This is a genomic window from Butyrivibrio sp. NATIVEDY162 (assembly GCF_045999815.1).
In the GTDB taxonomy this organism is placed as follows: domain Bacteria; phylum Bacillota; class Clostridia; order Lachnospirales; family Lachnospiraceae; genus Butyrivibrio.
The window spans coordinates 3,000,014-3,013,837 of record NZ_CP172573.1; the positions used below are offsets into that span (position 1 = coordinate 3,000,014).

Sequence of the window (13,824 nt, forward strand, 5' to 3'; positions counted from 1 at the left end):
GTTCACACCTTACGGTGCTCACAGCAACTGGATTTGCCCATTCCAGTTGCCTTCGGCAAAGGGGCAAATCCTATATTCAAGACGTAGAACATTCTCACGCTCAGCGCAGCAAGTGCGCAGAGCTGTCTGAACAGTAACGAGCCGTAATATCCTGACCTTTTGAAAACACGTCAGGGTTGATAATATCGGCGTTATTTGCTAGAATGTCATTTGTGATTTTGTCTTTATAAAATGGGAGGCGAAACAGCTTCCTATTTTTGTTTGTACAAAACAAAATTATTATGGAGCGATAAAAAATGAGTATTATTGATAAGATCATCGGGACACACAGTGAGAGAGAACTTAAGCGCATTCAGGGAACTGTAGACAAAATTGAGAGTCTTCAGCCTGAGATGAAGAAGCTCTCCGACGAGCAGCTTAAGGCTAAGACCGATGAGTTCAAGAAGAGACTTGAGAATGGGGAGACACTTGATGATATTTTGCCGGAGGCATATGCAACTGTTCGTGAGGCAGCATGCAGAGTCCTTGGCATGGAGCACTTCCGTGTTCAGCTCATAGGTGGTGTGATCCTGCACCAGGGACGTATTGCTGAGATGCGTACCGGTGAAGGTAAGACACTGGTGGCTACACTTCCTTCATATCTGGATGCACTTGCAGGGAAGGGTGTTCATGTAGTTACAGTCAATGACTATCTTGCAAAGCGTGATGCTGAGTGGATGGGTAAGGTTCATGAGTTCCTGGGACTGACTGTCGGTGTTGTTCTTAACAGCATGACAAGTGAGGAGAGACAGGCAGCTTATAACTGTGATATTACTTACGTTACCAATAACGAACTCGGTTTTGATTATCTTCGTGATAACATGGCTATTTATAAAGAGCAGTGTGTTCTCCGCGGCCTTAATTATGCGATTATCGATGAGATAGACTCAATTCTTATAGACGAAGCACGTACACCTCTTATTATTTCAGGTCAGAGCGATAAGTCCACAAAGCTTTACGAGGCATGCGATATCCTCGCCAAGCAGATGACCAGAGGTGCCGATCAGGAAGAATTCTCCAAGATGGATGCCATCATGGGTATTGAGCAGGAGGAGAGCGGAGATTTCATAGTTAATGAGAAGGATAAGCTTGTTAACCTTACTGCACAGGGTGTGTCCAAGGTTGAGAATTTCTTCAGAATAGATAACCTTGCAGATCCTGAGAACCTTGAGATTCAGCACAATATTATCCTTGCTCTTCGTGCAAATAATCTTATGTTTAAGGATCACGACTATATTGTTAAGGATGATGAAGTTCTTATCGTTGATGAGTTCACAGGTCGTGTAATGCCCGGACGTCGTTATTCAGACGGTCTTCATCAGGCTATTGAAGCCAAGGAACATGTTAAGGTTAAGAGAGAGTCCAAGACACTTGCTACCATCACATTCCAGAACTTCTTTAATAAGTTTGAGAAAAAGTGTGGTATGACAGGTACAGCCCTTACAGAGGAGCGAGAATTCCGTGATATATACGGTATGGACGTTATCGAGATTCCTACCAACAAGCCTGTTATCCGTAAAGACCTTCAGGATGCGGTTTATAAGACTAAAAAAGAGAAGCTTAATGCTGTTGCCGATGCAGTTCAGGCAGCACATGAAAAGGGACAGCCTGTTCTGGTTGGTACCATTACAATTGAGTCTTCGGAGGAAGTAAGTAAGCTCCTTAAGAAGAGAGGCATTCCGCACAACGTACTTAATGCTAAATTCCATGAGATGGAAGCTCAGATAGTTGCTGAGGCCGGAAAACACGGTGCAGTTACAATCGCAACCAACATGGCAGGCCGTGGTACTGATATCAAGCTTGATGACGAAGCTGTTGCAGCAGGCGGACTTAAGATTATCGGAACTGAACGTCACGAGAGTAGACGTATAGATAACCAGCTCCGTGGACGTTCCGGACGTCAGGGAGATCCCGGTGAATCAAAGTTCTATTTATCACTTGAGGATAATCTTCTTAGACTGTTTGGTTCAGAGAGATTGATCTCTATGTTTAATTCTCTTGGTATTCCGGAGGGACAGGAGATTGAGCATAAGGCTCTGTCAAAGGCAATTGAGTCTGCTCAGAAGAAGATAGAGGATAACAACTACGGTATCCGTAAAAACCTTCTTGAGTATGACCAGGTAAATAATGAACAGAGAGAGATCATCTATGATGAGCGCAGACGTGTTCTTAACGGAGACAGCATGCGTGATACAGTTTATAAGATGATCACTGATATTGTGGAGGATTCAGTTCAAACAGTAGTCGGTGAAGTAACTGATTCCGATGAGTGGGATCTTGGAGAACTCAATGAGTTACTGCTTCCTATTATCCCTCTCAAGAAGATCAATCGCGGTCGTATTACTAAGCTTACCAAGAATGGTCTTATGCAGCAGCTTAAGGAAGAGGCTGTTAAGCTTTATGAAGAAAAAGAAGCTGAGTTCCCGGAACCTGAGACAATCCGAGAGATTGAGCGTGTAATTCTTCTTAAGGTTATTGATAGAAAGTGGATGGATCATATCGATGATATGGATCAGCTCCGCCAAGGTATCGGTCTTCAGGCATTTGCACAGAGAGATCCTAAGATTGAATATAAACTTGCGGGATTTGAGATGTTCGATGATATGACTCGCAACATCAAGGAAGATACAGTAAGACTTCTTTTCCATGTTCACATTGAGGAGAAGGTTGAACGTGAGCAGGTAGCAAAGGTAACGGGAACAAATAAGGATGACAGCGCTGCAAAGGAGCCTGTAAAGCGAATGGAAGCCAAGGTTTATCCCAATGATCCCTGCCCTTGCGGAAGTGGTAAGAAATATAAGAACTGCCACGGCAGAATGCAGTAAATGATGATGTATATTTGGGGATGCAGAGCTATAAGGCTCTGCATTCTCCATGAACAGATAGTGTTCATATTTACAAGGAAGGACGTAAAAGATGGTAATACTTGATCAGATGAAAGTTGAACTTGCAAATCAGCGCGAGACACTCGACGAGGTAACAGGTTCTCTTGACCTTGATTCAAAGAAGAAAATGATTGAAGAGCTTTCCCGTGAGATGGAAGAGCCTACTTTCTGGGATGATGCTGAGAAAGCTAACAAGAAAACAAGAACCCTTAAGGGAATGCAGGATCTTGTTGCTTCAGTTGATGCGCTTCACAAACAGTATGACGATATTATGGATCTTATAGATCTTCAGAATGCTGAAGGTGTTGATGATGATGATATGGCTGCAGAAATAAGAGAAGAACTTGATTCTTTCGAGAATACTCTCGAAGAGATCAGGATAAACAACCTTCTCAGTGGTGAGTACGACAGCTGCAATGCTATTTTGAGACTTGCTGCAGGTGCCGGCGGAACAGAGGCATGTGACTGGTGCAATATGCTCTATCGTATGTACACCAGATGGGCAGAGAGAAAGGGATTCAAGATTGAAGTCCTTGATATTCTTGATGGTGATGAAGCAGGACTTAAATATGTACAGTTCCAGATTGACGGAACAAATGCATACGGACTTCTTAAGTCTGAAAAGGGTGTACACAGACTTGTTCGAATCAGCCCTTTCAATGCTCAGGGTAAGAGACAGACATCATTTGTATCTCTTGATGTAATGCCTGATATAGAGGATGACCTTGATGTAGAGATCAATCCTGAGGATCTCAGAATTGACACATACCGTTCAAGTGGTGCCGGCGGACAGCACATTAATAAGACATCTTCGGCTATCCGTATTACACACCTTCCTACAAATATAGTAGTAACATGTCAGAATGAGAGATCTCAGTTCCAGAATAAGGACAAGGCTATGCAGATGCTGAAAGCTAAGCTCTATATGCTTAAGCTTGAAGAGCAGCAGGCTAAGATTGACGGAATACGTGGTGAAGTAAAGGATATCGCCTGGGGTAACCAGATCAGATCCTATGTCCTTCAGCCTTATACAATGGTAAATGATACCAGAACAGGTGAGAAGAGCTCTAACGCAGACGGTGTACTTGACGGGGATCTTGATCCGTTCATCAATGCATATCTCAAATGGCTTGCTACAGGCGGAAAACCTGTGGGCGATTCAGATGATGAATAAGGGATCGTATTAAGAAATTAAAAAATATGTTGACATATTAAAATAATTGTGTTAATGTAGTCAAGGTCGTTATGACCAGCCGAAGACAGTAGGTGTCATTTGATGACGTAAGCGTAGCGCCTACCGAGGAAAAAGTTTGATATGACTTTTACGCCTCTCGGTTCGAGAGGCTTTTTCTTTGGCGGTAAATTCTATAAGGAGGTAAAAAGATGGCAAAGGTTGAATTAAAACAGCCCGTAGTAAAAGAGATTTCTGAGAAAATTCAGAACGCTCAGGCACTCGTACTTGTAGATCACCGTGGTTTAACTGTTGCTGAGGACACAGAGCTTCGTAAAAAGCTTCGTGCAGAGAATGTCAGCTACAAAGTTTACAAGAATACGATGATGAACTTCGCATTCAAGGGTACAGATTACGAGCAGCTTGCAGATCTTCTTAACGGACCTAGCGCACTCGCTATTTCTGAGACAGATCCCGCAGCTCCTGCACGTGTACTTGTTGATTTTGCAAAGAAGGCAAAGGCACTTGAGATCAAAGGTGGTGTGATCGAGGGCAAGCTGTATGACGCAGAGGCACTCAAGGAGATCGCAGCAATCCTTCCCAAGGATCAGTTGCTTTCCAAGTTGCTTGGTTCTATGCAGTCACCTATCGCAAACTTCGCTCGTGTGGTTAAACAGATCGCTGAGAAGAAGGCAGAGGGCGGCGAGGCAGCTCCCGCAGAGGAAGCTCCTGCAGCAGAGACAGCTGAGGCTCCTGCTGAAGAGGCAGCAGCTACAACAGCTGAGTAATATTTTTTAAAAACGAAAATTAACTTATTTTTAATGGAGGTAAAATAATAATGGCAAAGTTATCTACAGCAGAGATTATCGATGCAATCAAAGAGTTATCAGTTCTTGAGCTTAACGATCTCGTTAAGGCTTGTGAGGAAGAGTTCGGCGTATCAGCAGCAGCAGGTGTTGTTGTAGCAGCAGCAGGCGGCGCAGCAGCAGGTGCTGAGGAAGAGAAGACAGAGTTCAATGTTGAGCTTACAGAAGTTGGCCCTAACAAGGTTAAGGTTATCAAGGTTGTTCGTGAGATCACAGGTCTTGGTCTTAAGGAAGCAAAGGATCTCGTAGACAATGCTCCTAAGATGATCAAGGAAGGCGCTTCTAAGGAAGAAGCTGATGACATCAAGGCTAAGGTTGAGGCTGAAGGTGCTAAGGTTACTCTTAAGTAATTCAACTTATATAATAGCATTTAGAAGGGAAGATACTGCGGTATCTTCTCTTTTTTGCATTTTTTGAAATTAATACTTGACTCAGAAAAATGCTTGTTGTAGAATGGAAAATGCACTATTGTGGAGTGGTAGGCACTTTGCGCACTTTTTTAAGAGCGCCTGCTTAACTGCCAAATAAAAAATTAAGAACGGGGTGAATGTCAATGGAAAAAAACAGATTGCATCCTATTGGTACTGGTAAAAATGTACGTATGAGTTTCCAGCGCCAGAAGGAAGTCCTGGAGATGCCGAACCTGATAGAAGTTCAGAAGAATTCATATCAATGGTTCCTTGACGAGGGTCTTAAAGAGGTCTTCAACGATATCTCTCCTATCGAGGATTACAGCGGTAAGCTGAGTCTTGAGTTTGTTGATTTCAAACTTTGTCCGGATGAAATAGACAAGAACAAGAATACAATCGAGAAATGTAAAGAGAGAGATGCGACCTTTGCGGCACCTCTTAAGGTTATGGTTCGCCTTAACAATAAAGAGAGTGGCGAGATTGCTGAACATGAAATTTTTATGGGTGATCTTCCTCTTATGACAGCAACCGGAACATTTGTAATCAACGGAGCAGAGCGTGTTATTGTCAGCCAGTTGGTACGTTCCCCCGGTATTTATTATGATATAACTCGTGATAAGATCGGTAAGAAGCTGATCGCATGTACTGTTATTCCTAACCGTGGTGCATGGCTCGAGTATGAGACTGATTCCTATGATGTATTTTATGTAAGAGTAGACAGAACCAGAAAGGTTCCTGTTACTGTACTTATCCGTGCACTTGGAATCGGATCAAATGAAGAAATTGTAGACCTGTTTGGTGATGAGCCGAAGATCCAGGCTAGCTTTACTAAGGATCCTTCAACTGATTACCAGAGTGGTCTTCTTGAGTTATATAAAAAGATTCGTCCCGGTGAACCTCTTAGCGTTGAGAGCGCAGAGAGTCTTATTAATGCTATGTTCTTCGATGCAAGAAGATATGATCTTGCTAAGGTTGGACGTTATAAGTTTAATAAGAAGCTTCATTTTAAGAACAGAATCAACAAGCAGATTCTTGCAGAGGACGTAATCGATGAGAATACAGGTGAGATGATCGCAGCTGCAGGTACCAAGGTTGATCGTGCCCTTGCTACTGAGATTCAGAATGCCGGTATTCCTTATGTTCTTATTCAGGGTGAGGAGCGTAATGTTAAGGTTCTTTCTAATATGATGGTTGACATTACAAGCTTTATTGATTGTAATCCTGAAGAACTGGGTATTACTGAGGATGTATACTATCCTGCACTCAGAGATCTCCTTACAGAATATGCTGATAAGGATCCCGAGAGCCTTGCTGATGCTATCAGAAAGCATGTAAATGAGCTTATTCCCAAGCACATTACTAAGGAAGATATACTTGCTTCAATTAACTATAACATGCATCTTGAGTATGGCATCGGCCATGATGATGATATCGATCACCTCGGTAACCGTCGTATCCGTTGCGTAGGTGAGCTGTTACAGAACCAGTATAGAATCGGTCTTTCAAGACTTGAGAGAGTTGTTCGTGAAAGAATGACAACTCATGATGCTGATGAGATTTCTGCTCAGAGCCTTATCAACATTAAGCCTGTACAGGCTGCGGTTAAGGAGTTCTTCGGATCTTCACAGCTGTCACAGTTTATGGATCAGAATAACCCTCTTGGTGAGCTTACTCATAAGCGTCGTCTTTCAGCACTTGGTCCCGGTGGTCTTTCAAGAGACAGAGCCGGATTCGAGGTTCGAGACGTACACTATACACACTATGGACGTATGTGCCCTATCGAGACACCTGAAGGTCCTAACATCGGACTTATTAACTCACTTGCAAGCTATGCAAGAGTAAACCAGTATGGTTTCGTAGAGGCTCCTTATCGTAAGGTTGACCGCACAGATCCTCAGAACCCTCGTGTAACTGATGAGGTTGAGTATCTTACAGCGGATGAAGAAGATAATTACCATGTAGCTCAGGCTAACACACCTCTTGATGAGAACGGCTATTTCAAGAAGAATAATGCTTCAGGTCGTTACAGAGAGGAAACATCTGAATACCCGAAGACTATGTTCGAGTATATGGACGTATCTCCCAGAATGGTATTCTCAGTTGCTACAGCACTTATTCCTTTCCTTGAGAACGACGATGCTAACCGTGCTCTTATGGGATCAAACATGCAGCGTCAGGCAGTGCCGCTTCTTACAACAGAAGCTCCTGCAGTAGGAACAGGTATGGAGCGTAAGGCAGCTGTTGATTCAGGTGTATGTGTTGTCGCTAAGAAAGATGGTGTTATTGATTTTGTTGATAGCAAACTTATCCAGATGACATATGATGATGGTGAGAAGGAAGAATATCACCTGATCAAGTTCCAGAGAAGTAACCAGAGTAACTGCTATAACCAGAGACCTATCGTATTCAAGGGCGACCATGTAAAGGCCGGTGATGTAATTGCCGATGGTCCTTCAACATACATGGGAGAGCTTGGACTTGGTAAGAACCCTCTTATTGGATTCATGACTTGGGAAGGTTATAACTACGAGGACGCTGTACTTCTTAGTGAGAGACTTGTTCGTGATGATGTATTCACTTCAATCCATATTGAGGAGTATGAGGCAGAAGCTCGTGAGACAAAGCTCGGACCTGAAGAGATTACAAGAGATGTTCCCGGTGTTGGTGACGAAGCTCTTAAGGATCTTGATGATCGCGGAATTATCCGTATCGGTGCAGAGGTTCGTGCCGGTGATATCCTTGTTGGTAAGGTTACTCCTAAGGGAGAAACAGAGCTTACTGCAGAAGAGAGACTTCTTCGTGCTATTTTCGGTGAAAAGGCACGTGAGGTTCGTGATACATCACTTAAGGTACCTCATGGTGAGTATGGTATCGTTGTTGATGCCAAGGTATTCACAAGAGAAAATGGTGATGAACTTAGCCCCGGTGTAAATCAGGCAGTTCGTATTTATATTGCACAGAAGAGAAAGATTTCAGTCGGCGATAAGATGGCTGGTCGACATGGTAACAAGGGTGTCGTTTCCCGCGTACTTCCTATCGAGGATATGCCTTACCTGCCTAACGGTCGTCCGCTTGATATCGTACTTAATCCTCTGGGCGTGCCTTCTCGTATGAATATCGGACAGGTCCTTGAGATTCACCTTTCACTTGCTGCTAAGGCACTTGGATTTAATATTGCAACACCTATTTTTGATGGTGCTAACGAGAAAGATATACAGGCAACTCTTACAATGGCTAATGATTATGTAAACAGTTCATGGGAAGAGTTTGAAGAAAAATATAAAGACAGTGTGGACCCGGAGATCATGAAGTACCTTTATGATAACAGAGATCACAGAGAGCTTTGGAAGGGCGTTCCGATCAGTACAGACGGTAAGGTACAGCTTAGAGATGGTCGTACCGGTATTCCTTTCGATTCACCGACTACTATCGGACACATGCATTACCTTAAGCTGCATCACCTTGTTGATGATAAGATCCATGCTCGTTCAACAGGCCCTTACTCACTGGTTACACAGCAGCCTTTGGGTGGTAAGGCACAGTTTGGTGGACAGCGTTTCGGAGAGATGGAAGTTTGGGCTCTTGAAGCTTACGGTGCAGCATACACACTGCAGGAAATTCTTACAGTTAAGTCTGATGACGTTGTAGGACGTGTTAAGACATACGAAGCTATCATCAAGGGCGATAATATTCCTGAACCCGGAGTACCTGAATCCTTCAAGGTTCTTTTGAAGGAACTTCAGTCACTTGGATTGGATGTAAGAGTACTTCGTGAGGACAACACTGAAGTTGAGATCATGGAATCAGTTGATTACAGTGATTCTGACTATCGCTATGAAATTGAAGGTGAGGTTAATCGCGATTACGATCGTGAAAATCTCGCAGAGAATGGTTATCAGACACAGGCATTTGATGAAGATGGAGAGCTTGTGACTGAGGATGACGATGCAGCAATTGAAGAAGAATTTGATGCTGCTGATGGTCTTGATGATAACTTTTAATTTGCGGTGATTAACTGCAATCATGTAAACAACAGAAAAGAGGTTACGAATGTCTGATTCTACAATGAATAAAGCAATAAACGAAGCTTCCAGCGGAAGAACTTCATCAGCACCGACATATCAGCCGATGACATTTGATGCTATAAAGATTGGTCTCGCTTCCCCTGAAAAGATCAGAGAATGGTCACATGGCGAAGTTTTAAAGCCTGAGACAATCAACTATCGTACACTTAAGCCTGAGAGAGACGGTCTGTTCTGTGAAAAGATTTTTGGACCCACAAAGGACTGGGAATGTCACTGTGGTAAGTACAAGAAGATTCGTTACAGAGGTGTTATATGTGACCGTTGTGGCGTTGAAGTAACAAAGAGCAGTGTTCGTCGTGAGCGTATGGGCCACATCGAACTTGCTGCTCCTGTATCACATATTTGGTATTTCAAGGGAATACCCAGCCGTATGGGTCTTATACTTGATCTTTCACCCAGAGTACTTGAGAAAGTTCTTTATTTTGCATCTTATATAGTACTTGATGCAGGTGATACTAACCTCGAGTACAAGCAGGTTCTCTCTGAGAAAGAATACCAGGATGCACGTGAGGAGTGGGGCGGAAAGTTCCGTGCCGGAATCGGTGCAGAGGCTATTAAAGAGCTCCTTATGAGCATAGACCTTGAGGCAGAATATCAGGAACTTAAGGAAGGTCTTGATACTTCAAGCGGACAGAAAAAACAGCGTATAATTAAGAGACTTGAGGTTGTTGAATCTTTCCGTGAGTCAGGAAATGATCCTTCATGGATGGTACTTGACTGTATACCGGTTATACCTCCGGATCTTCGTCCTATGGTTCAGCTTGACGGTGGACGTTTTGCTACATCAGATCTTAATGATCTTTACCGTCGTATTATTAACAGAAATAATCGTCTTAAGAGACTTCTCGACCTTGGAGCACCCGACATCATCGTTCGTAATGAGAAACGTATGCTTCAGGAAGCAGTGGATGCTCTTATTGATAACGGCAGACGTGGTAGACCTGTTACAGGCCCCGGAAACCGTGCACTTAAATCACTTTCAGACATGCTTAAAGGTAAGGGCGGTCGTTTCCGTCAGAACCTTCTTGGTAAGCGTGTTGACTATTCAGGACGTTCAGTTATCGTCGTAGGTCCTGAGCTTAAGATTTATCAGTGCGGACTTCCTAAGGAAATGGCTATTGAGCTTTTCAAGCCCTTTGTTATGAAGGAACTTGTTTCCAGAGGAATCTCACAGAATATAAAGAATGCAAAGAAGCTGGTTGAGAGACTTGATGAGCAGGTATGGGACGTACTTGAGGATGTTATTAAAGAGCATCCAGTAATGCTTAACCGTGCTCCCACACTGCATAGACTTGGTATCCAGGCATTTGAGCCTATCCTTGTAGAAGGTAAAGCTATTAAGCTTCATCCTCTTGTATGTACACCTTTCAATGCTGACTTCGATGGTGACCAGATGGCTGTACACCTTCCGCTGTCAGTTGAGGCACAGGCTGAGAGCAGATTCCTTATGCTTGCTCCCAATAATCTGCTTAAGCCTTCAGATGGTGGCCCGGTTAACGTTCCTACACAGGATATGGTATTGGGTATCTACTATCTTACTCAGGAGCGTGAAGGTGCTAAGGGTGAGGGCAAGTTTTTCAAGAGTATTGATGAAGCAATCCTTGCATATGAAAATGACTACATAACTCTTCAGTCAAAGATCAAAATACGTGTTGCACGTAAGGATGAGAATGGCGAGGAGATAACAGGCATCGTTGAGTCTACACTCGGAAGATTCCTGTTCAATGAATTTATACCTCAGGATCTTGGATTTGTAGATCGTTCAGTTCCGGAGAACAAGTTCAAGCTTGAGATTGACTTCATGGTTGGTAAGAAGCAGCTCAAGAAGATTGTAACCAACATGATCAACACTCATGGTACATTTGCTACAGCAGAGGTACTTGATAAGATCAAGTCAACAGGTTATCACTATTCAACAAGAGCGGCTATGACAGTATCTATCGCAGATATGACAGTGCCTCCGCAGAAGCAGCAGATGCTTGATGAAGCACAGGCTATAGTTGATGAGATTGCAACTAACTATCGTCGTGGTCTCATGACAGATGAAGAGCGTTATCGTCTTGTTGTTGAGACATGGATGGATACCGATAAGAAGCTTACTGAGGTACTTCTCAAGGGTCTTGATAAATATAACAACATCCACATGATGGCAGATTCCGGTGCCCGTGGTAGTGATCAGCAGATCAAACAGCTGGCCGGTATGCGTGGACTTATGGCTGATACAACAGGTCGTACAATCGAACTTCCTATCAAGTCAAACTTCCGTGAAGGTCTGGACGTTCTGGAATACTTCATGTCAGCGCATGGTGCTCGTAAGGGTCTGTCAGATACAGCTCTTCGTACAGCCGATTCAGGATACCTGACACGTCGAATGGTTGACGTATCTCAGGAACTTATCATCCGTGAGCTTGACTGTAGTGAAGGAAAGGCAGTTATTCCCGGAATTACCGTTAAAGAATTCAAAGATGGTAAGGCTATGATCGAGCCTTTAGAGGATCGTATCACAGGAAGATATACATGTGAGGACATCAAAGACAAGGATGGCAACATCATTGTTAAGAAGAATCATATTATTACACCCAGCCGTGCTAAGAGAATCTTAAGTGATGGCGTTAACAGCAAGGGTGAGGCTGTAACAGCAGTTAAGATCAGAACAATCCTTACCTGCCGTTCACATATTGGTATTTGTGCTAAGTGCTATGGTGCAAACATGGCAACAGGTGAGCCCGTTCAGGTTGGTGAGACAGTTGGTATCATCGCTGCTCAGTCAATCGGTGAGCCCGGTACTCAGCTTACAATGAGAACGTTCCATACCGGTGGTGTTGCCGGTGGTGATATAACACAGGGTCTTCCCCGTGTCGAAGAGCTTTTCGAGGCAAGAAAACCTAAGGGACTTGCTATTATCTCTGAGCTTGATGGTACAGCTACCATTAAGGATACAAAGAAGAAGCGTGAAGTTATCATCACTAACGATGAGACAGGTGAGTCAAAGGCATACCTTATTCCTTACGGCTCACGTATCAAGGTTATTGACAACCAGCAGGTTGAAGCCGGTGATGAACTTACAGAAGGTAGCGTAAATCCTCATGATCTTCTTAAGATTAAAGGTATACGTGCAGTTCAGGATTATCTCCTTCGTGAGGTACAGAGAGTTTACCGTCTGCAGGGTGTTGATATCTGCGATAAGCATATCGAGGTTATCGTACGTCAGATGCTTAAGAAAGTGCGTATAGAGGAAAGTGGAGATACAAACTTCCTTCCCGGAACTCTCGTAGATGTACTTGATTTCGAGGATGATAACGAGAGACTTATCGGAGAGGGCAAGAAACCCGCTGAAGGCAAGCAGGTAATTCTTGGTATCACCAAGGCTGCACTTGCTACTAACTCATTCCTTTCAGCTGCTTCCTTCCAGGAGACCACTAAGGTTCTTACTGATGCAGCTATCAAGGGTAAGGTTGATCCGCTTATCGGTCTTAAGGAAAATGTTATTATCGGTAAGCTAATTCCTGCAGGAACAGGTATGAAGCGTTATCGCAATACAGCGCTTAATACTGATGCTAACTTCAAGGATCTTGATAAACTGATTCTCAAGAAGAACCTTGATGATGATGACGATTTCATCAGCGAGCTTGATTCAGATGCTGAAGAAGTTGTTGTCTCAGATGATGAGGAATAAGACTTTTTATAGAACTTCTAGAAATTATTAAAGAAGCTTAATTATGAAAAGTTCATAAAATAGTGCAATTTTGTATTTATTGTGCTTGACAAGGTAAATTTAAATATTTATACTATGAAACTGTGCGACAAGCGAGAGGGGATAGTGTGCCCCTTTCGCTTGATGTATGTGTTGATTCTCAGATAGTTTCTATGTCAGAGAGCTGTCTGTTTATCATATATTGTTTTACTACTAAAATAGGAGGTAAAAGGAATGCCAACATTTAACCAGTTAGTTCGTAAAGGTCGTCAGACTTCTGAGAAGAAGTCAACAGCTCCTGCGCTTCAGAAAGGATTCAATTCCCTTCATAAGAAGGCAATTGATACATCTTCACCTCAGAAGAGAGGCGTATGTACTGCTGTTAAGACAGCTACACCTAAGAAGCCTAACTCAGCTCTTAGAAAGATCGCCAGAGTACGTCTTTCTAACGGTATCGAGGTAACAAGCTACATTCCCGGCGAAGGTCACAACCTTCAGGAGCACAGCGTTGTTCTCATCCGTGGTGGAAGAGTTAAGGACCTGCCTGGTACAAGATATCACATTATCCGTGGAACTCTTGACACAGCAGGTGTTGCAGACCGTAAGCAGGCTCGCTCCAAGTACGGCGCAAAGAGACCTAAGGCTGCAAAGTAATTTAAGTAACTATCATTACA

7 protein-coding genes and 1 other annotated feature are annotated in these 13,824 nt (G+C 43.3%); all 7 genes read left to right on the top strand.

Features of this window, described 5'->3' with window-relative positions; translation table 11 throughout:
- Positions 1-296 precede the first annotated feature (296 nt).
- The 7 genes from secA to rpsL all read left to right on the top strand — a co-directional run bounded on the left by secA (position 297) and on the right by rpsL (position 13,804).
- Positions 297-2,864 carry a preprotein translocase subunit SecA gene (secA, locus tag ACHCNF_RS12975; protein WP_408070201.1) on the top strand — a complete coding sequence of 856 codons (2,568 nt, stop codon included), beginning with the start codon at positions 297-299 and terminating at the stop codon, positions 2,862-2,864.
- Between the two features lie 91 nt (positions 2,865-2,955).
- Complete coding sequence (prfB, locus tag ACHCNF_RS12980) at positions 2,956-4,098, top strand: peptide chain release factor 2 (RefSeq protein WP_408070202.1); 1,143 nt, start codon at positions 2,956-2,958, stop codon at positions 4,096-4,098.
- A 61-nt stretch (positions 4,099-4,159) separates the two neighbouring features.
- Positions 4,160-4,284: a sequence feature (ribosomal protein L10 leader region), on the top strand.
- 23 nt (positions 4,285-4,307) lie between these two features.
- Positions 4,308-4,883 (top strand): 50S ribosomal protein L10, encoded by a 576-nt coding sequence (gene rplJ / locus ACHCNF_RS12985; protein ID WP_408070203.1) that lies wholly within the window; start codon positions 4,308-4,310, stop codon positions 4,881-4,883.
- 50 nt (positions 4,884-4,933) lie between these two features.
- A complete protein-coding gene (gene rplL, locus ACHCNF_RS12990) occupies positions 4,934-5,311 on the top strand; it encodes a 50S ribosomal protein L7/L12 (RefSeq protein WP_026526331.1) in 378 nt (125 codons plus the stop codon).
- 203 nt (positions 5,312-5,514) lie between these two features.
- The gene (locus tag ACHCNF_RS12995) at positions 5,515-9,372 is read left to right on the top strand and encodes a DNA-directed RNA polymerase subunit beta (RefSeq protein ID WP_408070204.1); all 3,858 of its coding nucleotides are present in this window, start codon (positions 5,515-5,517) and stop codon (positions 9,370-9,372) included.
- A 64-nt stretch (positions 9,373-9,436) separates the two neighbouring features.
- On the top strand, positions 9,437-13,132 hold the full coding sequence (gene rpoC, locus ACHCNF_RS13000) for a DNA-directed RNA polymerase subunit beta' (protein ID WP_408072243.1): 3,696 nt from the start codon (positions 9,437-9,439) through the stop codon (positions 13,130-13,132).
- Positions 13,133-13,384: 252 nt separating this feature from the next.
- The gene (rpsL, locus tag ACHCNF_RS13005; RefSeq protein ID WP_408070205.1) at positions 13,385-13,804 is read left to right on the top strand and encodes a 30S ribosomal protein S12; all 420 of its coding nucleotides are present in this window, start codon (positions 13,385-13,387) and stop codon (positions 13,802-13,804) included.
- Positions 13,805-13,824: the final 20 nt, after the last annotated feature.

Excerpts from the sequence above, each read along its gene's own strand:
- secA (WP_408070201.1), top strand. The coding sequence starts at position 297 with ATGAGTATTATTGATAAGATCATCGGGACACACAGTGAGAGAGAACTT.
- prfB (WP_408070202.1), top strand. The coding sequence starts at position 2,956 with ATGGTAATACTTGATCAGATGAAAGTTGAACTTGCAAATCAGCGCGAG.
- rplJ (WP_408070203.1), top strand. The coding sequence starts at position 4,308 with ATGGCAAAGGTTGAATTAAAACAGCCCGTAGTAAAAGAGATTTCTGAG.
- rplL (WP_026526331.1), top strand. The coding sequence starts at position 4,934 with ATGGCAAAGTTATCTACAGCAGAGATTATCGATGCAATCAAAGAGTTA.
- ACHCNF_RS12995 (WP_408070204.1), top strand. The coding sequence starts at position 5,515 with ATGGAAAAAAACAGATTGCATCCTATTGGTACTGGTAAAAATGTACGT.
- rpoC (WP_408072243.1), top strand. The coding sequence starts at position 9,437 with ATGAATAAAGCAATAAACGAAGCTTCCAGCGGAAGAACTTCATCAGCA.
- rpsL (WP_408070205.1), top strand. The coding sequence starts at position 13,385 with ATGCCAACATTTAACCAGTTAGTTCGTAAAGGTCGTCAGACTTCTGAG.